This is a genomic window from uncultured Fibrobacter sp. (assembly GCF_946062555.1).
GTDB lineage: Bacteria > Fibrobacterota > Fibrobacteria > Fibrobacterales > Fibrobacteraceae > Fibrobacter.
Map to the genome: position 1 here is coordinate 12605 of NZ_CAMGVQ010000020.1, position 23778 is coordinate 36382.

The 23778-nt window shown below is 53.5% G+C and carries 22 protein-coding genes and 2 tRNA genes; 18 read left to right on the top strand and 6 right to left on the bottom strand.

What is annotated here, in order from left to right; genetic code table 11:
* Positions 1-149 precede the first annotated feature (149 nt).
* The 8 genes from Q0P86_RS07745 to Q0P86_RS07780 all read left to right on the top strand — a co-directional run bounded on the left by Q0P86_RS07745 (position 150) and on the right by Q0P86_RS07780 (position 8402).
* Positions 150-1460, top strand: coding sequence for a hypothetical protein (locus Q0P86_RS07745; RefSeq protein ID WP_294111116.1), 1311 nt, complete (start codon positions 150-152; stop codon positions 1458-1460).
* 149 nt (positions 1461-1609) lie between these two features.
* Positions 1610-1984, top strand: a complete 375-nt coding sequence (locus Q0P86_RS07750) for a hypothetical protein (protein WP_295038618.1) — start codon at positions 1610-1612, stop codon at positions 1982-1984.
* Between the two features lie 171 nt (positions 1985-2155).
* Complete coding sequence (locus tag Q0P86_RS07755; RefSeq protein WP_072979175.1) at positions 2156-3178, top strand: rod shape-determining protein; 1023 nt, start codon at positions 2156-2158, stop codon at positions 3176-3178.
* Between the two features lie 14 nt (positions 3179-3192).
* A complete protein-coding gene (gene mreC, locus Q0P86_RS07760; protein ID WP_291024677.1) occupies positions 3193-4020 on the top strand; it encodes a rod shape-determining protein MreC in 828 nt (275 codons plus the stop codon).
* Complete coding sequence (gene mreD, locus Q0P86_RS07765) at positions 4013-4504, top strand: rod shape-determining protein MreD (RefSeq protein ID WP_290991606.1); 492 nt, start codon at positions 4013-4015, stop codon at positions 4502-4504. The genes mreC and mreD overlap by 8 nt, the downstream gene beginning before the upstream one ends.
* Complete coding sequence (gene mrdA, locus Q0P86_RS07770) at positions 4497-6356, top strand: penicillin-binding protein 2 (RefSeq protein ID WP_290991603.1); 1860 nt, start codon at positions 4497-4499, stop codon at positions 6354-6356. Before mreD ends, mrdA begins: the two co-directional genes overlap by 8 nt.
* Entirely contained in the window at positions 6353-7606 is a 1254-nt protein-coding gene (gene rodA / locus Q0P86_RS07775) for a rod shape-determining protein RodA (protein ID WP_290991600.1), read from the top strand. Before mrdA ends, rodA begins: the two co-directional genes overlap by 4 nt.
* A gap of 85 nt (positions 7607-7691) precedes the next feature.
* Positions 7692-8402, top strand: a complete 711-nt coding sequence (locus tag Q0P86_RS07780; RefSeq protein WP_290991597.1) for a ComF family protein — start codon at positions 7692-7694, stop codon at positions 8400-8402.
* A gap of 85 nt (positions 8403-8487) precedes the next feature.
* Here the strand turns inward: Q0P86_RS07780 and Q0P86_RS07785 are convergent.
* A tRNA-Ser gene (locus tag Q0P86_RS07785) sits at positions 8488-8568 on the bottom strand.
* Positions 8569-8720: 152 nt separating this feature from the next.
* Here Q0P86_RS07785 and Q0P86_RS07790 point away from each other — a divergent pair.
* Positions 8721-9767, top strand: a complete 1047-nt coding sequence (locus Q0P86_RS07790) for an HD domain-containing phosphohydrolase (RefSeq protein ID WP_290991595.1) — start codon at positions 8721-8723, stop codon at positions 9765-9767.
* Positions 9768-9858: 91 nt separating this feature from the next.
* Here Q0P86_RS07790 and Q0P86_RS07795 read toward each other — a convergent pair.
* A tRNA-Phe gene (locus Q0P86_RS07795) sits at positions 9859-9931 on the bottom strand.
* Positions 9932-10118: 187 nt separating this feature from the next.
* Here Q0P86_RS07795 and Q0P86_RS07800 point away from each other — a divergent pair.
* From Q0P86_RS07800 to Q0P86_RS07820, 5 genes are all read left to right on the top strand, one after another.
* Positions 10119-12629 carry a CotH kinase family protein gene (locus Q0P86_RS07800; RefSeq protein ID WP_295038623.1) on the top strand — a complete coding sequence of 837 codons (2511 nt, stop codon included), beginning with the start codon at positions 10119-10121 and terminating at the stop codon, positions 12627-12629.
* 72 nt (positions 12630-12701) lie between these two features.
* A complete protein-coding gene (locus tag Q0P86_RS07805; protein ID WP_295038625.1) occupies positions 12702-13382 on the top strand; it encodes a ubiquinone/menaquinone biosynthesis methyltransferase in 681 nt (226 codons plus the stop codon).
* Positions 13379-13993: a UbiX family flavin prenyltransferase gene (locus tag Q0P86_RS07810; RefSeq protein WP_295038627.1), complete on the top strand. Its 615-nt coding sequence runs from the start codon at positions 13379-13381 to the stop codon at positions 13991-13993. Before Q0P86_RS07805 ends, Q0P86_RS07810 begins: the two co-directional genes overlap by 4 nt.
* Positions 13994-14058: 65 nt before the next feature.
* Positions 14059-14970, top strand: coding sequence for a 4-hydroxybenzoate octaprenyltransferase (locus tag Q0P86_RS07815; protein ID WP_295038629.1), 912 nt, complete (start codon positions 14059-14061; stop codon positions 14968-14970).
* Positions 14957-15190 carry a hypothetical protein gene (locus tag Q0P86_RS07820; protein ID WP_072979193.1) on the top strand — a complete coding sequence of 78 codons (234 nt, stop codon included), beginning with the start codon at positions 14957-14959 and terminating at the stop codon, positions 15188-15190. The genes Q0P86_RS07815 and Q0P86_RS07820 overlap by 14 nt, the downstream gene beginning before the upstream one ends.
* 330 nt (positions 15191-15520) lie before the next feature.
* On the opposite strand, the gene Q0P86_RS07825 is transcribed toward Q0P86_RS07820, so the two are convergent.
* The 4 genes from Q0P86_RS07825 to mltG all read right to left on the bottom strand — a co-directional run bounded on the left by Q0P86_RS07825 (position 15521) and on the right by mltG (position 19335).
* The gene (locus Q0P86_RS07825; protein WP_295038631.1) at positions 15521-16393 is read right to left on the bottom strand and encodes a biotin--[acetyl-CoA-carboxylase] ligase; all 873 of its coding nucleotides are present in this window, start codon (positions 16391-16393) and stop codon (positions 15521-15523) included.
* Between the two features lie 2 nt (positions 16394-16395).
* A complete protein-coding gene (locus Q0P86_RS07830) occupies positions 16396-16821 on the bottom strand; it encodes a hypothetical protein (RefSeq protein WP_072979535.1) in 426 nt (141 codons plus the stop codon).
* Positions 16822-16915: 94 nt separating this feature from the next.
* Complete coding sequence (locus tag Q0P86_RS07835; RefSeq protein ID WP_295038634.1) at positions 16916-18247, bottom strand: MATE family efflux transporter; 1332 nt, start codon at positions 18245-18247, stop codon at positions 16916-16918.
* Positions 18248-18327: 80 nt separating this feature from the next.
* The gene (mltG, locus tag Q0P86_RS07840; RefSeq protein WP_295038636.1) at positions 18328-19335 is read right to left on the bottom strand and encodes an endolytic transglycosylase MltG; all 1008 of its coding nucleotides are present in this window, start codon (positions 19333-19335) and stop codon (positions 18328-18330) included.
* Between the two features lie 98 nt (positions 19336-19433).
* Here mltG and Q0P86_RS07845 point away from each other — a divergent pair, with 98 nt between their 5' ends.
* The 4 genes from Q0P86_RS07845 (at position 19434) to Q0P86_RS07860 (ending at position 23767) form a co-directional block, all read left to right on the top strand.
* Complete coding sequence (locus Q0P86_RS07845; protein ID WP_072979199.1) at positions 19434-19871, top strand: hypothetical protein; 438 nt, start codon at positions 19434-19436, stop codon at positions 19869-19871.
* A gap of 177 nt (positions 19872-20048) precedes the next feature.
* Positions 20049-22580 carry a cellulase family glycosylhydrolase gene (locus tag Q0P86_RS07850; protein ID WP_295038640.1) on the top strand — a complete coding sequence of 844 codons (2532 nt, stop codon included), beginning with the start codon at positions 20049-20051 and terminating at the stop codon, positions 22578-22580.
* A 150-nt stretch (positions 22581-22730) separates the two neighbouring features.
* Positions 22731-23453, top strand: a complete 723-nt coding sequence (locus Q0P86_RS07855) for an AzlC family ABC transporter permease (protein WP_295038642.1) — start codon at positions 22731-22733, stop codon at positions 23451-23453.
* Positions 23450-23767, top strand: a complete 318-nt coding sequence (locus Q0P86_RS07860) for an AzlD domain-containing protein (RefSeq protein ID WP_295038644.1) — start codon at positions 23450-23452, stop codon at positions 23765-23767. Before Q0P86_RS07855 ends, Q0P86_RS07860 begins: the two co-directional genes overlap by 4 nt.
* The last annotated feature ends 11 nt before the right edge of the window (positions 23768-23778 follow it).

Consider the following 23778-nt stretch of genomic DNA (forward strand, 5'->3'; position numbering starts at 1 on the left):
TAGTCCGGTTCTTTTTTTATTCATCGAACGGTGGATGGCTCTTGTTAGGTACTTTTGTACAAAAAAAGACGAATTTATTTATATTTTTGTTGCGATTTTGATTTTATATAACTAACTTTAGGATAGAATTTCCAAGAGGAGTTTAACTAATGAATTTAAGAACTGCAGCTGCATTCGGTGCCGCTTTCGGTATCTTGGGCGTTGGTTCCGCATTCGCGACTTTTGCTCGTGTGGAATCCATGGGCAAGAACACGACCTACATCATGGATGACGTGAGCATCTTTGACAACCCGGCTAATGCAAACCTTTACTCCAACTACTTGATCGGTGGTTTCGGTGCCTACACCGATAACGACATGACGGCTGGCGGCAACAAGGATCCGCAGCACCCGACATTCGGTGGCATTTTCTCGATCTCTTTTGGCGATGACAACAACCCCGACCCGAAGTTCACGATCGGTGGCCTGTTCGGCCGCATGAATCCGGAACTCGCCATGTACCTGCCTGACTATGTGCAGACCAGCACCCAGGGCTACGTTGTTGTTCCCGAAACCGTGACCAACTTCGACGGTTTCTTGGGCGGTACGTTCTCCAGCGGCGACGCCTGGGGCTTGCATATCTATATCGCTCACCAGGACGGTGGCGACCTGGACGCTGAAAGCGGTACGTACCAGCCGAACAGCAAGGCTTACGCCTCTATCGTGGAAGCGGACGGTGGCTTGAATGTCCAGACGAGCTCTGGAACCTCTTACGAAGCCTCCTTCGGCCTCGCCCGAATCCAGTACGGTCCGGATCACCACAACTTCTTTGACGACGGTGACTTCACCTTCCTCGCCAAGGCTCGTGCCTTCTTCACTCTCGAAGCCATTGACGGCGAACTGGTACCTGCGGTCTCTATGAAGCTCGCTCAGGCTCCCGGTATCGACGACAAGCGTGCCCAGGCCGGTGCAGGCATCAACGTTGCCATGGACCGCGGTTTCTTCTGGTTGGGCCTCGACTTCATCTGGAATCAGCTGAAGGCTCATGACTGGGTCTATGACAAGGCCGTGGGCGACGGTGCGTGGGTCTACGATTCCCGCAACGAAGACGATCCGCACTGGGACAAGCGTTCCGACATCGGCGGCAAGATCAGCTTCGGTATCGAACGTAACATCTGGTGGGATTGGTTCGTAATCCGCGTGGGTGGCCAGAAGAAGATTCTCTACACCGACTGCGACGTGAACGACAAGAACTCCTACACCGATTCCCGCTACGGCATCTGCAAGGATGACGGTACGTTCTTCACGACCAACCCGCTGGCTGACGGTTCCAACGAAGACCATGTCGGTTTCGGTTTCGGTATCAACATCGAAGAACGCCTGAAGATCGACGTGACCGTTGCTGAAGACCTGCTGTTCCGTAACCCGTTCCAGGGTGAAGGCCGCATCTTCTCTCGCCTCGATGCAACCTACTCCTTCTAATTCATTAGAAAAAGCTCGGACTTGAATACGAAGACGCTTCTCGATAGAGGGGCGTTTTTTGTTTTAGTTGACAGTAGGATGTAGGCTGTAGACAGTTTTTTTTCTGAAGCACTTCCTACTTTCCACTTCCTACTTCCTACATTTTAATTATGAAATTTCTGCTGATTGCGCTTTCTTTCGCAGCCCTGCTGCTAGGCTGTTCCGAACCGACGGAACGTATTGAGAATAAATTAACGGACTACCTACAGGATGACCTGAAATTCATGGTGGCGGAGACGATAAGGTCTTCTAAGGATAAGGGCGTGCTGTTGGATACGCCGTACTACCGCGTCAAGGACTTTAGGTTGTTCGATGGCGCCGAGGCCCGAATCTATGCCGCGTACGCCGAGGTGGATTTCTTTATCTACAAGGACATCGCCATGCACGAGAAGCGCAAGTACCGCTACGACGTGAACACGCGCGGATGGGACCGCTACAAGAAGGAATGGAAGTTCGGCGCGGACAGTCTGGGAAATAGGGAATAGAGTTTAGGGCTTAGAGCTTAGGGCTTAGAGCTTAGAGCTTAGAGCTTAGAGCTTAGAGCTTAGAACTTAGAACTTAGAACATCTCTTCTTCTTTAGGTTCTGCCCACTAAGTTCTACTAACTTTTATATATTTTTATCATAAAGTTTAATTTCAAACAAAAGGATAGGATTTTGTTCGGCCTCTTTTCTTGCGATATCGGGATTGACCTTGGCACGGCGAATACGTTGGTTCATGTGGCGGGTCAGGGAATTGTTATCAACGAACCTACGGTGATTGCTGTGGACAGCAAGAACAACCGAGTCTCCGCTATCGGTTTCGAGGCGAAGAAGATGCTTGGCCGCACACCCGGCGAAAGCCGCGCGGTACGCCCGATGCGCGATGGTGTGATTGCCGATTTTGAACTGGTCGAGACTCTTTTGCAGACCTTTATCAAGCGCGTGCAGAAGTACCCGCTGTGGATGGTGAAACCCCGTGTAGTGGTGGGTGTTCCGTCCGGAATTACCGAAGTGGAAAAGCGTGCCGTGATCGATGCCGCGAAGCAGGCCGGTGCCAAGGAAGTCCACCTGGTGCACGAACCGATGGCTGCCGCGATTGGCATGGGTATTCCTGTCGAAGACCCTGTGGGTAACATGGTCGTGGATATTGGCGGCGGTACGTCTGACATCGCAGTAATCGCCTTGAACGGAACGGTCTGCAACGCCTCTGTGCGCGTGGGCGGCGACGAAATGGACGAGGCGATTGTGCGTTACCTGCGCACGATGTACAACCTCTGCGTGGGTGAAAGCACCGCCGAGCAGATCAAGATCCAGATCGGTTCTGCAAGCCCGCTCGAAGAAGAACTGAGCATGGAAGTGAAGGGCCACGACTTTATTGCCGGAATGCCCCGTACCATGACCATCAACAGTGCCGAAATCCGCGAAGCCCTGAACGAGCCGGTGACCGCCATTATCGAAGCGGTGAAGCAGGCCTTGAGTATTACGCCTCCGGAACTTTCTGCCGATATTTACGACAAGGGCATCATCATGACGGGTGGCGGTTCTCAGCTGCGCGGCTTCGATGAACGCATCCGCAAGGAAACGGGACTCTCGGTGAACGTGATCGACGAAGCGCTGACTTGCGTCTGTAAGGGTGCTGCTCGTGTCCTGGAAGACCTCGACAAGTACCGTCCTGTTCTGATTGCATCTTCGAACTAATTTGAAAGCGCTCGATGTTTAGGGCTTTCCGCTTTATAGTCGACTTGTTTTCGCAAAGGCACGGTATCGTTGCCTTTGTCTTTTTCTTGGTGCTTGGTCTTTTGATGCGCCAGGCGCCGCTTCCGATACGTGAAAGTATCGTGACTACGGCTGTTTCGACGCTGTATTTCCCGGCGCAGAGGATTGTGTCCGCGGTAGGACATTACAAGTCGATTGCGCTTGAAAACGAGCAACTGAAAGAGGAAAATGCGCGCCTGAGGCAAGAAACGTACCATGCTCGCGAAGGCTTGCAGGAACTCGCCCGACTGCATACGCTGGTCCGGTTTGATGACAAGTGGGATTATCCGATTGTGACGTCCCGCGTGGTGGGGCATAACCCGGGAAGGTTCCTTACGACGATGGTCATCAACCGCGGTACGGAACACGGGGTGCACGAGAATATGCCCGTATTTTCGATGAACGGTCTTGTCGGTAAGGTGTCCAAGGCAACGCTGAACCATTCGCGCGTTCAGCTCCTGGTCGATCCTAATCTTAAGTTGTCTGTAATGGACCGCAAGACCCGCGTGGTGGGTTTCCTGGAATCGATGGATGGAGTCCGCTTGACGGCGATGGTCCCGACCCATGCAGGGATTCGTCCGGGCGATACCCTGATTACGTCTGGACTTGGCGGAATTTTCCCGAAGGGAATCCCGGTGGGAACGGTGAAGGATGTCCGTAAGTCCGATTTGGACGTGATGCGTCAGATGGACGTTGAACCTTTCCAGGACTTCACGACTTTGGAAGAAGTCTTTGTCATGGAAAAGGAACCGGACTGGATTGTGAAGGAGCTGCTCGATGAGTAACTTGAAGTGGCTCAAGGTTCTTGTTTTGTTTGTAATCGTCTTTGCGTTGCAGATGACGGTTGCCGACTGGCTGAGTTTTTTTGACATCGGTCCTGATTTCGTAATGATCTTTATCGTGGCGGTTGCCATCAGGATGGGCCCCGCTGCGGGTTGCTTCTGGGGCTTTGTAGCGGGCTTTACGCAGGACGTGTACGCGCCCGTGGAGTGGCTGGGCGCACATTCCATTTCAATGACGGTGCTCGGTTTTGCCGTGGGGCAACTTGAAGAAAGGTTCCTTTCGCTGAACCTGCCTGCAAAGGTGGGGGTTCTCGGACTCGGCTTTTTTGTCTGCGATATGATTTATTTCTTGGTGACCGGTCTTGGCAAGGATGTCGTGACCAATCTGTTTTTGACCAAGACCCTGCCCGAATGCCTTTATACCATGCTGATTGGCGGAATATTCTTCTACCTGGATATAGGGAAGAAAAAGAAGAAGCATGCTTAAGGGAATGTCTGAAAACGAGGTCCTGCAGAACAGGAACTGGAACGTGCTCATCTACATGGCGGGAGTTGTAATTCTGTTTGCAATCCTCCTGATGCGCCTGTTCTCGTTACAGTATACCCATTACGACGAAAACCTGCAACGCTCGGAAAACAACCGAATCCGCAAGGTGGTGCTTGTGGCCGAACGCGGCTATATTTACGACCGCAACGGCGAGGTACTGGTTCGCAACCGACCTTCTTACCAGATTGCCCTGATGTCGATGAACATGCCGCGCAAGAAGGCGGATCGTGATTCGCTGTTCAATCGGCTGCTCCGGATCAAGGATGTATCGGGGGAAAGGCTTTTTGATTCCCTGTCGCTGGATACGGCCTTTCAGCGTTCCCGCTGGATAAAGAACCGACCGATTCGTATGCTGGAAGACGCTTCGGAGGAACAGGTGGCGGTAATCGAGGAACATTCCGAAGAATTGCCGGGCGTGGTGACGGTTATCGAGTCGCGTCGCGACTACCCCTACGGAACACTTGCCTCGCATGCGCTAGGCTATACCAGCGAAATTTCGGAAGAGCAGCTGAAGTTGCCTGAATACGATGGTTATACGCAAGGTGACCGTATCGGCCAGAAGGGACTGGAACAATTCTACGACAAGGAATTCCGCGGGAAGAACGGAATGAAGCTCGTGGAAGTGAACGCCTCGGGGCGCGAGGTGGGAACGGTGGACGGCGTGGATGGAGACGCCCCGGTTCCTGGACTTCGCCTGGTTTCGACGATTGACCTTCGCTTGCAGAAGGTGGCCGAGGAGGCCATTCCCGATTCGGCGAAGGGGGCGCTCGTGGCGATTGACCCGCGAAACGGGGAAATCCTTGCGATGGTCTCTTCGCCGCGCCTGGACCCGAATATATTTTCTCTCAAGAAGCGCGAACGCAACAAGGGCTGGGCGCAGGTGGCGCTGGATTCGATGCGTCCGCTTACGAACCGAGCTATTTCGGGAACTTATCCGCCGGCATCTGTTTTTAAACTGGTGACGGCGGGCGCTGGCCTCGAGAACGGAATCCTTACGGAAAACAAGTATTACCCGAAACCCTGTACGGGTGGCTACCAGTACGGGGCGCGTTACCAGAAGTGCTGGGGAACGCACGGTAACCTGAATGTAGTGAATGCAATCCGCCTGAGTTGCGACGTGTTCTTCTACCAGGCGGGACTCGATATCGACATGACCCGCATCAATGAGTTCGGCCGTCGCTTCGGCCTGGGCGAAAAACCGCTCGGGATCGATATCCCTGGCGAAAAGGCGGGGTGGCTCCCCGATTCGGCTTCGTTTAACCAGAGAAACAAGCGTCTGGGATGGCGCTGGGCCCGTGGCCTTATCCTGAACCTGTCGATCGGCCAGGGACAGATCGTGACCCCGTTGCAGCAGGCGACCCTTATCGGTTCGCTTGCCACGGGAAAGGGCGTTTACAGGCCGCACTTCATGAAGGAACTGCGCGACAGCCAGGGAAATGTCGTGCGCCGTTACGAACCTGAAATTGTGCGTCCGGGAAACATGAAGGAATATACGCACCGCATCTTGCTTGCGGCGATGGACTCGGTGGTGAACCATCCGGGCGGAACGGGAAAGCGCGGCGCTCTCCCGAATGTGCGCGTGGGCGCGAAGACGGGTTCCGGCGAATGGAAGAAGGGTGAAAAGACGCACGCGTGGTATGCGGCGGTAGCGCCGCTCTATGACCCCGAAATAGCCGTGGCGGTAATCATGGAAGCGGCGGGTGGCGGCGGTGCCGTATCGGGACCCATTGCGAAAAAGGTGATGCAGGCCTACTTCGAGAACAAGGAAAAGGATGAGGAGGGCGAAAAGTGATCTCCGGACGATTCCTGGACCAGTCGCTGAAATTCGACTGGCTGTTCATCTTGCTTACGGCGGCGCTTATGTGCTGCGGCGTGACGCTCGTGTATTCCGCGACTGTCGCCGAGGATATTTCCGTCTTAGACATGTTCTGGTTCAAGCAAATCGTCTACTTCGTGTTCGGTAGCGTTTTTGCGGTTGCGCTAGTCTTTGTAAGGATTGACTGGTTGAAAAGGGCTGCGTTGCCGTTGTATTGTATCTCGCTTATCCTGCTTTGCGTGGTCCTGTTCATTGCGGGCGATGTCGTGAAGGGGGCGGGCCGCTGGATTGACCTCGGCATTTTCAAGCTGCAACCGTCTGAGTTCGCAAAGATTGCCTACCTGCTGACGATTTCCTACTGGCTTTCGAAACATCCCGTTAGCTTGTTCAAGATGAAGACCTTCGTGGTCCCGTTAATGCTGTTTGTCGTGCCTTTCGCGTTGGTCCTTAAGCAACCCGATCTGAGTACGGCGTTGGTCTTTATTGCTGTCACGATGGTGGGGTTCTTCTTTGCGGGGCTCACTCTGACGGATATGTTCCTGATCGTGAGTCCGGTGCTTTCGGTGCTGTTCTCGCATTCGCAGGCGATTGGCTTCGAGGTTCTATGGGGGCTCCTGATTTGCGTCGTGGTGTTCGCCCTGGTGCGTAGAAGGCTTCCGAAGGTGCTGACGGGAATTATTCTGCTGGCAAATATCTTGGCGGGGTATACGAGCAGCATGGCGTGGAATATGCTGGAACCGCACCAGCAGAAACGCGTGAACACCTTCCTGGATCCGATGAGTGACCCGTTGGGGGATGGCTATCAGGTGCTGCAGTCGCTGACGGCGATCGGTTCGGGAGGCCTGACCGGTAAAGGTTTTGGCAACGGAACGCAGACGAATCTCGCCTTTTTGCCCGAGGAACATACGGACTTTATTTTCAGCGTGCTGGGTGAACAGTTCGGTTTCGCCGGATGTGCCTTTGTTTTGTGCCTGTACGCGCTGTTCCTGTGGCGTGCGACTTCCATTTGCAAGCAGTCTTCGGATCCGTTCGTGACTCTTATGGTCATGGGCGCGTCTACGATTTTCCTGTTCCATATCCTGGTGAACATCGCGATGACTATCGGACTTATGCCCGTGACGGGACTTCCGCTCCCGTTCCTGTCGTATGGCGGCTCGTTTGCGTTGACTTGCATGGTGCTAGTCGGATTCTTGCTGTGCCTGCGTTACCAGGCGCGCCGTCGGTAATTTTTGTCGGTAAATTTTCCCATTTTTCCCGTTTCGTGCGTGTATAGAAGAGAGGAACATGTTTTGTCCCGAGGAGGTCTCTTCTGTGAAATTCTTTCGGAATGTGGAAAATTTTGTGTTCGGCGCGGAATGCCTTGGCTGCGGCCAGGCGTCGGGATATCTGGATCCGTGGCTATGTCCCGGTTGTGCCGAAATGCTGGATCGTGAATCCAAGGCGGTCGTGTCTCCAGGACCCGATGCGTATAGTCTCTTCCCGATGCGGCCCCTGACGCGCCGTCTGGTGCATGCGCTCAAGTACAAGGGAATATCGGGGATGGCGACTTACCTGGTTCGGCATTCGTCGGTTGTCGGCGGGACGATGGGGACGGAACTGGCTCTTTTGCCGAAGCCGCTCCATTTTGTTCCCGTACCGCTTCATAGGGCAAGATTCAGGGAACGCGGCTACAACCAGGCGGAGATGATCGCTTCGGCGCTCGCCGTGGTGACGGGAGGCAAGGTGTGCAAGTGGCTTCGCCGTAGGAGTTTCGTGGTTTCGCAGACCAAGTTGTCGAAAGAGGAGCGTGAGCGCAATGTGGCATTTGCGTTCGAGGCGCAGCTCCCGCGGAATTTGCCCGAACGGGGAACTATGGTGGTGGTCGATGACGTGTTTACGACGGGGGCGACGACGGCGGCCTGCCTTGACGCTTTCGGACGGGATTTCCCCTTGCCGCTCAAGGTCTGTACATTGCTGTACGACGAGCCTGCGTCGGTCGTGGCGGACTATGCGGCGGACTGCCAGATGGAATGGGATGTTTGAGTCATCCTGGAGCGTAGCGACGGGATCCAGGGATGATATAACAAGCCGACGAAAATAAGAAAAGCTCCCTAGAGGGAGCTTCTAGCGGAGGAAGAGGGACTCGAACCCCCAAGCCTTACGGCGGCGGTTTTCAAGACCGCTGACTTACCAATTAGCCTATTCCTCCAGGGTTTCCCAAGGATAGAAAATTTAGGGCATTTCTGTCAACTCAAGTTGGAAAAACCTATCAGTTTATCTAGATTTTACATTGTTATGACGGAGTTTGATCAAAGACAGGCTGTAGAGTCACAGAAAATTCTGGACCTATTGTTCTCTTACATGCCCAAAATTGCAGCCGAACGCAAGATGGACAACTTGCTGGTGCTGATGGCCGATTTGGGACGATCCATTGTGTCGGCTGATCGCTGCTCCCTGTGGCTGATCGATGAAGACAGTGGCGAACTGTGGACCAAGGTGGCCCATGGCGTAAGTGAACTACGTATTCCGCGCGATGCAGGTTTTGTCGGTTATTCCGTGAGGACGGCGGAACCCCTCTTGATCGAGGACGCCTACAAGGATCCCAGGTTTGATCGCCGTAGCGACGAAAAGACGCATTACCGTACGACATCCGTGATGACGGTGCCCCTGCTGAATTCCATGGGGCGCGTGATGGGTGTGTTCCAGGCTATCAACAAGCAGGGCGATGCGGCGGTATTTTCGACGCAGGACCTGGAACGCCTTGCGCTCACTGCCGTGTATTCTGCGAAGACGGTCGAATCGGCGATGCTGAATGCCGAACTGGAAGCGACCCAGCGGGAAATTATTCATATCTTGGGTGAAGTTTCCGAATACCGTAGTCAGGAGACGGGCGACCACATCCAGCGCGTTGCCGAAATTTCCTACATGTTGGCGAAGTTCTTGAAGATGCCTGCCGAAGAGGTGGGACGTATCCGTCTGGCGGCTCCGATGCACGATCTAGGCAAGGTGGGCATTCCAGACGCGATCCTCAACAAGCCGGGGCGCTTTACCGACGACGAATACGCCATCATGAAGACCCACTCCGAAATCGGCTACAAGATGCTCAGCAATTCCAAGCGCAAATTGCTTCGCTTTGCGGCCTCCATTGCGCGTTCACACCATGAGCGTTGGGACGGCAAGGGGTATCCGTTCGGTCTTGCGGGCGAGGCAATTCCCCTGGCGGGTCGCATCTGTGCCGTGGCGGATGTCCTGGACGCCTTGTCGAGTCCCCGTTGCTACAAGCAGCCGTGGTCTGAAGAAAAAGTCAAGGCTGAATTCCAGAAACAGCGCGGCGGACAGTTCCAACCGGAACTGGTGGACGTGCTCATCGACCACTGGGACGAAATTTACGGACTCTACCGTCATTAATCCCTGAAAGTCCCCGATAGAATCGGGGATTTTGCGTTTCTGGAATGTAATAAAAAAGAAAAAGACCCCGATGGATCGAGGTCCTTTTTCGTGGCACCGGTCAGAATTGAACTGACGACACGCGGATTTTCAGTCCGCTGCTCTACCAACTGAGCTACAGCGCCGACTTGGTAGGCCAAATATAGCACATCGTGTGACGCTTGTCAAGGGTAAATAGAATATTACTGATTTTTTTTCCTTTTTCCCCAATAATCTTCTAAATTTACTTCTTGGGTGTCCAGGAATAAGACTTCGGAAATCGGGATTTTCCGAGAAACTTTTATAGGTGGCTTTGTGTACTTATTCAAAAAAATGAATGGCTTTGCTGTAATAGCAGCTCTCGGTTTGGCTTTCGCAGGACTGATTGCATGTTCTGAGGATACGATATCTTCGGATAGGGAGAAGGATCAGTTACCCGTAAAGATTGAAACGACGACGGTCGTGGATTCGAACGGGAATACCATTACGAGGGTTGATACCCTTTCCTCGCAAATCGATTCGTCAAGGACGATTGACCCGGTTACGGGAGATACGGTATATAAGTATGATACGCTTTATGTTCCTGCGGACACGACTGTCCAGTGGAAAGGCAATTCCGCCTTGGTGATTACCGAAATTTCTCCGGTGAACCTGGACTGGCTCGATGAAAACGGTGACGATCCGGGTTGGATTGAAATTTACAATGCCGGCTCCGAAGCGGCGAATCTCAAGGGGTATTCCCTTGTCGAAAACTTGGATAAGCCGCGCAAGTGGGTGTTCGGTGACGAACTGATTGCCCCGAAGTCTTTCCGCACGGTATTCTGCGACAAGAACGACGTGAAGGCCGCGGCGGCCGATAATGGGACTGAATTGCATCAGCGTACCCATACTAACTGGAAACTGGAAAAGAAGGGCGGCTCAGTCTACCTGATCGACCCGTATTTCGCTATTCGCGACTCGGTGAACTATCCGGAACTTTCTTCGGGGATGAGCTGGGGCATTGTGGATGGCGGTGCGTGGAAGTACTTTGAAAAGCCGACGCCGGAACAGCCGAATACGGCAAGTACGGCATACGACGGCGTGGCTCCCAAGTTTAACTTTAGCGGAAACCAGGGTGGTTTCTACAATGACAAGGTTGTCTTGAATGCTCCGACGGGCCTTCCGGAAGGAATGAAGGTGCGCTGCACCCAGGACGGCTCCGCTCCGACTGAAAGCTCTCCCGAGTTCAATAGCGAGCTGGTCATTGACCATACGATGGTTTTGCGTTGTGCCGCGTACAAGCAGGGCCTCTTGACCAAGGATGTGGTGACGAATACGTACTTTATCGGTGAGACGGTGAATATGCCGGTGGTGGCAGTGACTGTTGACCCGAGCTTCTTCGTGAAGTATTATAAGAAGACTAACGGTGGTGCACCGGATATGGAGCATGACCAGATGTATGCTCCGAATGAGTCCTACCCGAATGATTCTGGCGAAATGGCTGCCCATGTGGAATATTTTGAAAACGGTTCCAAGAGTACGGACAAGGCCTGGGAAGCCGAGGCCGGAATTTCCCTGATGGGTGGCTGGAGCCGTATGGAACGCAAGAAGTCCCTCGCTGTCGTGATGCGCGAGGAATATGGCGGAACCTGGTTGCATTATCCTTTGTTCGAAACCCGCAAGGGCGTTAATGACAAGTACAAGGGCTTCAACCTGCGTAACAACGGCAACCGCTTTGTGAGTGACTATTTTGCCGATGCCGTGGGTGGCGCCATTCTTGAAGGAAGCGGCGTGGATTACCAGCGTAGCCGTCAGGTGGTGGTGTTCTATAACGGAACATACTACGGCATTCACGACATGCGTGAACGCTACAACAAGAACTTTGTAGAAACGAATTATGGAATCGACGCCTCTTCGGTCACGTTCCTTAAACATTTGGGAAAAGAAATCGAGGCGAGCAATGGTTCTCCTGACGAATACATTGCCTTGTTGGAATTTGCCGCGGCGAACGATCTTAGTGCAAATGACGAGGCTTACGCCTATATGGCATCGCAGATGGATATGGGTAACTTTGCACGCTATATGCTTGCTGAAATGTATACCCATAACGGTGACTGGCCGAACAACAACGTTCGTATCTGGAGGGCTCCGGAATCGCCTCTTTGGAAGTTCATGGTCTATGACCTTGACCATGGCTTTGACTGGGAATGGGGCGTGACTGGTTTTGGCTCGTCCACGAATATGTTTAAGTGGGCCAAGCAGGGTGGCCGCACGGATGGCAGCTGCTACACGAGTAGTGACAATGAGTTTGTTGGTGGCAAGGAACATTGTTTCCATGTCCTTTATGCTCGTCTGATCAAGAATCCCAAGTTCAAGAGTCTGTTCCTCAACAATGCCGCTGTAATGATTGATTCCTACTTGAACGCAAAGAACATTAGGGCGAAGACGCAGTTCCTTGCCGGCATGCTCAATGCGGAGGATGTCGCCAGGGATATGGCTGTAGAAGCTTACGAGAATAGAAGAAGCCAGTATAACCACAGCTTCGATCCGTATGGCGAAAGGCTGGGTAAATGGGCCGATGACCGTGATCCTGAATTCCTGACTCAAATCAAGAGCGAATTCGGCGTGAGCGACCCAGTCTCTGTGAACATTTCTGCAAACGGAAACGGCACGATTCTTATGGATGGCGCTAACCTCCCGAACGGAAGCTATAAGGGCAAGCTCTTTGCCGGAAATACGGTGGAACTGACGGCTGTTCCCAATGCTGGTGCCGTGTTCGCAGGTTGGTCCGATGGTGCTACTACGGATGTGACCCGCATTGTGACTGTTACGGAAGGCTTGACTCTCCAGGCTAATTTCAAGTAATAGCACTTTATAAGCGTTTGAATAAGGAGTGTGTGGCTTTGCGCCCCACTCCTTTTTTCTAAATTTGGCACCATGAAAAGCCCCGTGCGCAAGATGTTCGACGAAATCGCCAACCGCTATGATTTTCTGAATCATACGCTGAGCTGCTTTCAGGATATCCTGTGGCGCCGCAGTTGCTGTCGTGAGCTGAAACGGGTGCGGCCGGGAAAACGCCTGCTGGACCTTTGCGGTGGAACGGGCGATTTTGCGGCTACTTACGAGAAGTTCAATGGAACGCCTGACAAGGCTGTACTCGGGGATTTTTCGTTCGGGATGCTGAAGGGGGCTAGGGGCAAAAAGACCGTTGCCGTTCCCGTGCAGCTCGATGCCATGAAGATGCCCTTTGGGGACGCATCTTTCGATGTTATCTTGAACGGATTTGGAATGCGAAACTTGCCCGATGCGGAATTGGGACTCAAGGAATCGGCGAGAGTGCTTTGCGGTGGAGGTTACCTGCAGGTGCTTGAATTTTTCTCGCCGCGCAATGCATTCAACAAGTTTTTCTACAGGAGGCTTGCACCGCTCTTTATTCCGGTGCTGGGGGCATTTTTTAGCAAGCGGGAGGCTTACGAATATCTGGTGAATTCGGTGCTCCGTTTCTTGCCGGTTGCGGATTTCGTCGCCTTGGCGGAATCGAACGGCTTTGAACTGGTGCATGTGAAGCCTTGCTTTTTCGGGGTTGCTTACCGCGTATTGTTGAGGAGACGGTCATGAGCCGATATATTTTGGGGGTGACGGGTGCAAGTGGCGCTATCTACGCTGTTCGCACCGCGATGCATTTGAAACGACTGGGGCATCACGTGACGGCCCTGGTGACTCCGCCGGGGAAAGGAGTCTTGCGTTATGAGGAACAGAATTGCCTGTTCGATTATGTGGATGCCCAGCCGGACGTGGATGATTTCTTTGCGGAATGTGCAAGCGGCAGTACCGATTATGCGGGGATGGCCGTGGTGCCCTGCTCCATGGGAACGCTGGGACGCATTGCGGCGGGAACGTCGGACAACCTGCTGATCCGTGCCGCGGATGTATGCCTCAAGGAACGCCGCCCGCTCATCGTGGTGCCGCGCGAGACTCCTTACAACATGATTCACCTGGACAACATGATGCGCCTGACGCGTATGGGCGGCGTCGTGATTCCTGCCTCTCCGCATTTTTACGATCGTCCGAAGACGATTGAAGAGGCGGTGGATACGGTGGTGGCGAAGATCCTGATGCACCTGAAGGCATTCCCCGAAGAGAATGATGTGGTCAAGCCGTGGAAAGGAACATCGATGCTGAAGGTGCTTTCGAAATCCACGGGTAGGGCGAAAGGGAAGAAGAAATAAAAAAATCGTCCTGGCCCCTCGAAGGGGGTGGAATCCTGTGCAGGACACCCTCCCGTCGGGCGAGAATGACTGATAATCTAGGTATGCTGAAAAAGATTCTTGAATTCGGGCACATGGTGCGCTTTAGCCATTCGCTTTTCGCGATGCCTTTTGCGATTGGTTCCATGTGGGTGGCGGCTGATGGTTTCCGCGGTATGGATGCCGCGGAGGCGTTTAAGATGATTGCGTTGATTGTGGGTTGCATGGTGACCGCCCGCAACAGCGCCATGAGCTTCAACCGCATTGCCGATGCCGATATCGATGCCAAGAATCCTCGTACGGCGAAACGTCACTTGCCGGCAGGGCGCCTGAGCAAGAAATCCGTGGTGGCATTCCTTGCTGTAAATGGCGTTCTGTTCGTTCTGTTCGCTGCCCTTTTGCAACCGCTTGCGGGCCTGCTTGCTTTGCCGGTGTGGCTCTTGTTGCTTTCTTATTCTTACTGTAAACGTTTCAGCTGGCTTTGCCACTGGTTTCTGGGTTTTGCCATCGGCATGAGCCCGCTCGGGGCCTGGATTGCAATCCGCGGAGAATTTGCCGTGTTCCCGATTTTCTTGCTTGTGATTCTGATGCTCTGGATGGGCGGCTTTGACATTATTTACGCAACGCAGGATGAAGAGATTGACCGTGCGATGGGGCTGCATTCGGTGCCCGCCCATTTTGGCCGCAAGCGCGCCCTGCAGATAGCTTTCTGGAGCCATGTCGCGATGCTTGCTCTGTGCGTGGCGTTTGGCGTGTTCTGGGGAATGGGCGCTGCCTGGTGGGTGGTAACCGGCTTGATGACTGCCGCTATCCTTTATATTCACCTGTTCCGTAAATCCGACGACCTTGACGCCATGAACCGCGATTTCTTCTTGGCGAATGTCGCCATCAGCGTTCTTGTGATGGTTGGGCTCATCGTGTGGATTTGCATGGGAGGCGATGTCAATGCCCTTTACTAATGGCCCTTTCAAGAAACCCTTTTCTATCGAAGACAAAATCAAGATGTTCGACCGCATGGGCGCTACCGCTGCCGTGATTGCGCTTGTGCTCATTATGCTGATAGAATCGGGCTATGCTGGCGAATACAAGAACCTCGCCGATATGGGTCTTACCGCGATGATCGTGGTACTGGCAGTTTCGCTCGCCGGCAGTCTTTTTTATAAGACGCGAAAAAAATAGCAGAATACCTATAAAGGTTGTTTTCCCACCGTGTTTTATAGGTGCGTTATGCGAGTTTTTTGTGGAGTGTACCTATAATTAGGCCTGAGGCAGTATTGTTATAGGTACAATGTTTTGCTTTGCAGATAAATTAATCGTATTCTTTGCTAAAATCTTTCCGAAAAATACCTATAAGCTGTGCGAAATTGTGTCTTTTATAGGTCGAGTCGATCGTTGTTTTTCTTATATGGCTTCTTTTAACGAGTGCTTTGTACCTATAAGAAAGCTTTTTCCCTTTTTTTATAGGTATGTTTCAAAAAAATGGGATTGAATTTCCGTGATTCGCGGTTGTTAGATTTCCAGGTCGGCGCTATACACGGTTTCGACCGTTCCGTCGTCGCATTTGAATAGCAGGCTTCCGTCGTCTTGCATGTCGAGGATGGAGCCTGTTTTTTTGATGACGCCTTCACCGCTGTCGCGGTTCTGGTCGGTGCAATGGTTGTTGACGACAATCGTTCCGCGGGCGCCGATAAACTGGTCCATGCGCTTCCACGCGGCAACCCACGGGCGGATGCCGAAGGCGCGGAACTGTCCGACGGCACGTTCAAGGTTCGCAACAAGCATTTGCAGTAGCTTTTCGCGGTTGATGCGCTGGCCGCAGATATCCTTGAGGGTCGTGACGCTGCGGCCCAGGTGCGCGTAGTCGTCGGGGGAACTGTTCACGTTGATTCCCACGCCCATGCTGATGGCGGGCTTCGGAGAACCTTGGGACGAAGGAACATAGACGAGCTCTGCCAGGATTCCGCAGAACTTGTGCTTCCCGCAGAGGATGTCGTTGGGCCACTTGACGGTGACTTTGCCGATGCTGGGGTTGCCTTGCCTTTGGGCGTGGGCGTCGTCCTGGAGTCCCTTGAAAATTTCTGCGAAGGTAAGTGCCGCCACTTGCGTAATCTGCGGTGCCGAGGCGAGCGGGATTCCGTCCAGCGGAATCAGGATGTTGAAGTAGAGGTTGAGGCCGGCGGGGGAGTCCCAGGTGCGTTCGTGGCGGCCCCGTCCTGCGGTTTGCGTGTCGGCGACCATCAAGGTTCCGGGGGCAATATCTCCGGCTGCGGCGCGGGCCTTCATTAGACTGTGGGTGCTTTCGAGACTGTCGAACAGAAATGCGGGGGCGTTTCCGAAACCGCCAAGATGCCAGTCACAGAATGGTCGTTCGGGGCTGAACACGGCTACTCGTCTTTTTTCTGGTCTTCAATCATCTTCAGGGCCTCTTCGGGGAAGATGGCGAAGTATTCCTTCTTCTTGTCTTCGAAGAGCTGCAGCAGGCGTTCCTGCTCGAACTGCTCGCGGTCGATGTTCTGCATGAAGAATTCGTCGCGGGCGAAGTCGCGGGTGGTCATCATCTTCTTGATATCCTCGGAGAGGTCCACCTCGTCCCAGAGGATGTAGTAGGAACCGATGATTCCGTCGGCGAAGATGTCCACGTTCAGGGTGACGGCGTTGTTCTTGGTCGAATCGACCAGTTCCACCTTGGTGTCGCGTTTTTCGGGGCGGAATACCTCTGCGTCGTTGATGGGTTTGTCCAGGTCCTGGGCCCAGCAGAAAGCCGCTGCGCCAAGCAAGAACATCGCCTTATGTTTGAACGGGAATGACATACCCATAATATACAATGAAAAAGCCCCAAATAAAAGGGGCGAACAAAAAAGCGTGACGAAAAAGGCTTAAAAGTCAAATTTTCGGTGTTTGCGCTTACACGACCCCGTATTCTTTCCACTTGCCGCCGCGCCAACGGATGTAGTTGACGATGGAACGGTAGAACTCGTCGGCGGCCATGCCGAGCCAGATGCCTACAAGTCCGAGGTGCAGGCCGAAGGCGAGCAGGAGGGCGGTGCCGAGACCGCAGGTCCACATCATGGCGGAACCCACGATGGCGGGGAACTTGGAGTCGCCCGAGGCGCGAAGCGCCGAGGTGATGACCATGTTCGCGGCCTTGAACGGTTGCAGGATGACGTCGCACCAGAGGCAGTACCTGCCGAGGCGAATGATTTCGGGATCGCTCGTGTAGAATGAAAGGAGTTGCTCTCCGAGGAGCGCAACGATGATGGCGACGATAAGTCCGCTTGCGCTGCCCGCAATGAGGCTCTGGTGAAGCCTGCGGTTCGCCTTGTCGAAGTCGTGGGCGCCTACAAGGTGGGCGACCAGGATCTGGTTCCCGCAGCTGAGGCCGACACTCAGGATGACGGCGAGCATGGCGAAGTTCGCACTGAAAATGCGAGCCGTCATGGCGACGATACCCAGATGCACCACGATGGCGGTAAGTACTACCTGGAATATCTGAAAGCTCACCGGTTCGACCGCGGCAGGAAAACCGATGCGGATCCAGTCGGGCAGAATCACGCGCGAGCGCTTGAAGTCGGTGCTGCGGATTTTATGGTGAACCTTGAATCGTAGGATAAAGTATAGGATTGTCGAGGAGATAAGCCATGAAAGCATCGTGGCGAGTGCCACGCCCTTGACGCCCATCTGCGGAAAACCGAGGTAGCCATTCAAGAAGACCACGTTCATCGCGGCGTTCGAAATGATGGTGACGATGTTTCCGAGCAGGTTCCAGGTGGTAAGCCCGTGGGTGGCGATGAGAGCCGTGAGTGTCGATTGCAGGGCGCGGAAGGCGAAACCGATGGCGACGATGTGCAGAAAGTCGCGGGCGTGGTGGGCGGCTTCGCCGGTAAGTCCCATCCAGGCGACGATTTGATTGGCAAGCGGGATGACGATCAAGGTGATGGCGATGCCGAGTAGAAGGCTTCCGAGCAGCACCATGGTCTGGGTGGTGCCCGCTTGCCTGGGGCGATCGGCGCCGATAAACTGCGAGGCGATGCTCGCCCCTGCCTGGGCGAAAGCCTGGATGGCCATGAAGAGGGCGCCCAGGACGGGCATGAGTGCCCCCACGCCCGCCGCCGCTGTTTCTGACGTCCGCGACAGAAACCAGCTGTCCATCATCGGCTGGCACGTGGCGATACCGAAGGTAATAAAGAGCGGCCACGAAAGGCTCAATAAGGAACGGTCCTTGACTTGCACCTGCATACGCTACCAATTTTAGAAATGCCCCCAGCAAAAAGCTAGAGGCAAAAAGAATACTTTTTGTATACAGGTGTGTGCAGAACTTATTCCCCTCTGTTCTTTGCGGCGATGTCCTTGTACTTGTTGTGGTCGGAGAGGTTGGAGCTAAAGAAATGCGTCATGCTCCCGTCGTCTTTTGCAACAAAGTAAAGTGCCTCGGTTTTGGCGGGGAATAGCGCCGCTTCGATTGCCTTGCGGCCCGGATTCGAAATGGGCCCCGGCATGAGTCCCTTGAATTTGCGCGTGTTGTAGGGACTGTTGCTGTTGAGTTGGCTCTTGTAGATGGGACCGGTCAGGTTTCTGAAGATGAACCGCACCGTGGGGTCGGCCCCGAGCGGCATCCCGATGCGGAGTCGGTTGTGGAACACTCCGGCAATCAGCGGGCGTTCTTCGGGGATTCCCGTCTCTTCTTCCACGACGCTTGCTAAGGTGAGCACTTTGTGCCAGCTGCCGAGCGTATTCCACATGGAACCGGGTTTCTTCTGCATTTCGTCGCGAACCTTCAGGTTCGCTGCCACCATCTGTTTCAAGATGGTTTCTTCGTCGGCGTCAATCGGGAAGGGGTAGGTGTCGGGGAGCAGGTAACCTTCGAGTGAATTCGCCTCGATTCCGAGCGAACGGGCGAACTTCGGGTCCTGGACGAGCTTGTTCCAGCGGTCCACACTCAGGTCAGGGTAGGCTTTTTGCAGGTAGGCGGGGATTTCCCAGGAGGCGCGCCCTTCGGGAATGGTGACGCGGCGAACGGCGACTTTCCCCGATTCGATAATCGAGAGCACCTGCGGCAGCGTGAGCCCTGCGGGAATTTCGAACCATCCGGCCTTGAGGCTCGGGTTCAGTCTTTTTACGGTCAACCGGAAGGCGAGGTCGTCGGTCCACACTCCGTTCTGCTTCAGGATCTGGAAAACTTTGGCGGGAGAGCTGCCTTTGGGGATTTCCAGGAGCACTGTTTGGGTGTTTTTCGCCTGTTCGCCCATCCTGGACTTGAGGTTAAGGGCCAAAAAAGTGCCCAAAAGTGCCAAAACGAGGGTCAAAATAAGTAAAATCTTCTTCATATCGCAAAAATTTAAAAGAAATTCTAACGGAAGTCAAAAATAAAAGGTATATTCCTACTTGCATTGTCAAGTTTTTTAACCTGTTTCTGAGGAAAGATATGAAAAAGGTGCTTTTAATTGCTCTTGCCCTGATGGTAAGCTTCTCTTTCGCAGCCGGCAAGAAAGTCAAATCCAAGCTGGGCGACGTGGACCTGACCAAGGAAAAGGACGGCGGTTCTGTCGTCTGTACGGCAGGCTTCAACGACGAACTGACAATCCTTAAGGACGGCGATACCGACGTGCTCGTGAAAGGTCCTTGCGGACAGGGCTGGGTTCAGAAGTCCAAGATTGAATACGTTGCACAGGCCGCCGGTGATAAGTCCATGAAACTCGACCAGGTGGACGTGGTGGGCTGGCTCGATAACCCGAGCGCCGTGTTCGTGTTGGAAAACGACGATATCGACCTCGACGGTGTGAACATCGACCGTGACTTCAAGGAATACCTGCAGCACACGATGGACCGCGAACAGATGGAAATGCACAACAACGAAAACTAGTTCGCTGCGTTACATTGCGCTTTCGAATCGCCTGGCTTTCCGCCGGGCTTTTTTCGTTCTCTCCGTCCCGTGTACACTCGTGTACGGTTAAGATTTTTTTTGTGTTTTTTATCACGTGGAAAAAGCCCCTCTTTTAACTAAATTTGTTCCCGGAGATTGGTGAAAAAAAGAGGATGTATGAAAATTTCAAACAGCATTAAAGTTTTTAGCCTGGGCGTTCTCGCTGCGGGTCTTCTTTCCACTTCTTTTGCCGCGAACCGCGTAGGTCCGGTGAGCCAGTACGGTCAGTTGCAGGCTGGAAAAAATTCCGCTGACAAGGGACAAATTTACGGCTCTTGTAAGGGCGTTGCCGATGGAGCCGAAGTCCAGGTGAAAGGCATGAGCCTCTACTGGAGTTCGGGAGATGCTGCCGCGACGGATTATTATTCCGAAGCGGCCATCGACAACTTGGTCAGTTCCATGAATATCCAGATTGTCCGCTTTGTCATGGGCATTAGCGAATCCTGGGACAATAACCGTGGATACCTGTCTGGCGGCGCTGAACGACAGAAAACCTACCTGAATACCGTGGTGAATGCGGCCGTGAAAAATGATATTTATGTCATTATCGACTGGCATTCTCATCAGGCCGAGAACCAGACTTCCAGCGCCGTTGATTTCTTCGAATGGGCCGCAAAGACTTATGGCGGTTACGACAACGTGATTTTTGAAGTGTATAACGAGCCTATCGGTTCTTGGGGTGAAGGAGCCGCAACTAGTTATTGGCCGACCATCAAGAACTATGCGGAATCCGTAATCGCAGCAATCCGTAAGCATTCCGATAACCTGGTTGTTGTGGGGACACCTTACTATGACCAGTATCCTTCGGTTGCTATAACGAATGCGATTAACGACAAGAACGTGGCGTACACGTTCCACTATTATGCGGCTTCTCATTCCACGGGAACGGAAGGGGCTAACGCAGTAAAGGCCATGAATGGCGGCTTGTCCGTGTTCGTGACGGAATGGGGTACCGGTACTGCAGATGGTAAGGGTTCAGTTGACTCTGGTGTCAATGATTCCTGGCAGACCTGGATGAACACCCACAAGCTTTCTTGGGCGAACTGGTCCGCATCGCATATTGGCGAAGGCTCGGCTGCGTTTGAAGGTGGAAGCTCTGCAACGAATTTCGTCTATACCTCGTCGGGTAAGCTGGTCAAGGGGTACCTGGCAGGCAACCCGACCACTTATACGGCTTGCTCCGGCACTCCGGTTTCCAGCAGCTCTATCGCCAGTTCCTCCAGTGCGCTTCCTTCCGGTTATACCGATTACATCGATGACCTGGAAGATGGCGATGGTTATACTTTTACCGGTGGCGAATGGTATGCCTATACCGATATGGCCGATAAGGGTGCATCGACGATTTCGAACGATGAAGGCGCAAAGGGTGGTTACGATGTGGTAATTGCAGGCTCCAAGGCAGGAAACTCCACCAAGTATGTCGCGGGTATTACCGGTATCAACCTTTCCCAGGGCGATAACTTGTATGATCCTTATGTTGCTTTGGGACTTGCCTTGAACGAAACCCAGACGGCCTATGATCTTTCTGCCTGCACGCAGATTTCCTATAGGTATAAGGGAGCGGCTCACAACTTCAAGGCGGAAGATACTGACGTTTTGGATTACGCATTCCATCAGATTGAAAAGGCTGCCGCATCCGACTGGACCACGGCGACTATCTCGTGGGGCGCGCTTATGCAACCTTCTTGGACGGATGACGATGTGACGATTTCCAAGAAACGTATCAACAAGTTCACGTGGGAAGTCAAGGGTGTTGCAGAAACGACGACCCAACCGAAGTACAACTACCTCTATGTGGATGACGTGCGTTGCTCTGGCTGGGCCATTCAGCCGGTACCCTCTCCGGTTTCCAGCAGCTCGGCTGCAAAGTCCTCTTCGAGCGTAGCCTCTAGCAGTTCCGCGAAATCTTCGTCTAGTGTCGCAAGCAGTTCTTCTGCGAAGTCCAGCTCCAGTCTCGCCTCTAGCAGCTCCGTAAAGAGCAGCAGCTCTGTGGCATCTTCTAGCTCCGCGAAGTCTTCGTCTAGTGTCGCTTCTTCCAGCTCCGTACGTTCTAGCTCCAGCGCAAAGTCCTCGAGCAGCGTGGCGACGCAGGTGGTTGTCGTCGGTGACCTGGAACAGACGGTCGCTCAGGGGGGCAAGTTTGAAACGGTGACCTTCAAGAACGTGCAGACGTTTAATCGCGACACCTGGAATTTCTATTTCTTCAATATCGAAAAGTCCGGTAGCGAAGTGACCGTTGCAGGCTCGGTCCCGAATTATGTCCAGGTTGGCGATCTTACCGAAACGCTGACAATCAACAATACGAAGTTCGAAATCAAGTTGACGGTGAACGCCGCGGCAAGCAGTTCTTCTGCCTCGGTCGAAAATTCGTCTAGCAGCTCGGTTGAAGAGTCTTCTTCGAGCGAAACGACGACGGTTGTGAACGCTGTCGCGGTGAATCCGCTCAAGGTGTCCATGGCTGGCCGTATGTTGCAAGTTGCCGGTGCCGAAAAGGCATCTGTTGATGTGTTTGACATGCAGGGTAGCCCGGTGGCAAGCTTCAAGCAGGTGGCAGGTTCCGTGAGTCTTGAAAGTCTCCGTCAAGGAAACTACATCGTGCGTGTGCGTTCGGGTTCCATGAACCTGACGCGTCGCATCGCGATTAAGTAAAAATTGGCATCTCTCAAGAAAATCCTCGGCTACCCAGCCGGGGATTTTTTGTGTATCGGGTCCGGTTGATTAATATTTCGAGCAAGTCACGGTTATGCGTAAATTTATATATCTGCATAAAATGACGGGCGGGATTGCTATATTTGGGCCATGAAGTTTTCAAATGGTGTAAAAGACGGTCTGCCGATAGGCCTCGGCTATTTCGCCGTCTCGTTCTCGTTCGGGATAGCCGGTTCAAAACTGTTGAGTTGGCCACTGGTCACTTTTATCTCGATGACGAACTTGACCTCGGCAGGGCAGTTCGCCGGGCTCCAGATTATGTCCGATGCGGCGGGAACCTTTATCGAAATGGCGCTCGCCACGTTCTTTATCAACCTGCGGTATAGCCTGATGGCTATTTCGCTGTCGCAGAAGGTTGCGCCCTCGTTCGGTGTCGGGAAACGCCTCATGCTGGCGACGGGAATCACCGATGAAATCTACGCCCTTGCCGTAAGCCAGAGCGAACCTGTGACGGCGCGCTATTTTGCGGGGCTCATGGTGCTGCCGTATTTCGGCTGGTCTTCGGGAACGATGTGCGGGGCCATTTGCGGTGAAATTCTTCCGGTGATTGTGACGAATGCTCTGGGCGTCGCCCTTTACGGAATGTTCGTGGCGATCGTTGTCCCGCAGATGAAGGCGCATGTGCCTACGCTGGTGGCCGTCCTGATTGCGATCGCCTGCAGTCTTGCTTTCAAGTATGTCCCGGCGTTGAGCGGGATGACGGTCGGCTTTGCAATTATCATTTGCGCACTGGTGGCATCCCTTATCGGGGCGGCCCTCTTTCCGGTCAAGGATGATTCCGATGATCTTGAACAAACGACGGGGGATGCATGAACCTGAGAGATTACGCTTTGTTCCTGCTGGTGATGGCGGGTGTGACGTATCTGTTACGTGCGGTTCCGTTTGTTCTCTTGAAGGGTAGAATCAAGAGCCGCTTCTGGCGCTCGTTCCTCGCTTATGTTCCCTATACGGTGCTTGCCGCGATGACGGTGCCTGCGATATTCTATTCGACCGACAGCAAGTTCTCGGGGGCGTGTGCCCTGCTGACGGCGGTGGTTGCTTCGCTGTTCGGGCTTGGGCTGGTGGGTGTTGCCGTGGTCGCCTGCCTGACGGTCCTCGGTGTCGACGGCATCTCGATGCTGCTCTAGTCAGCATCATT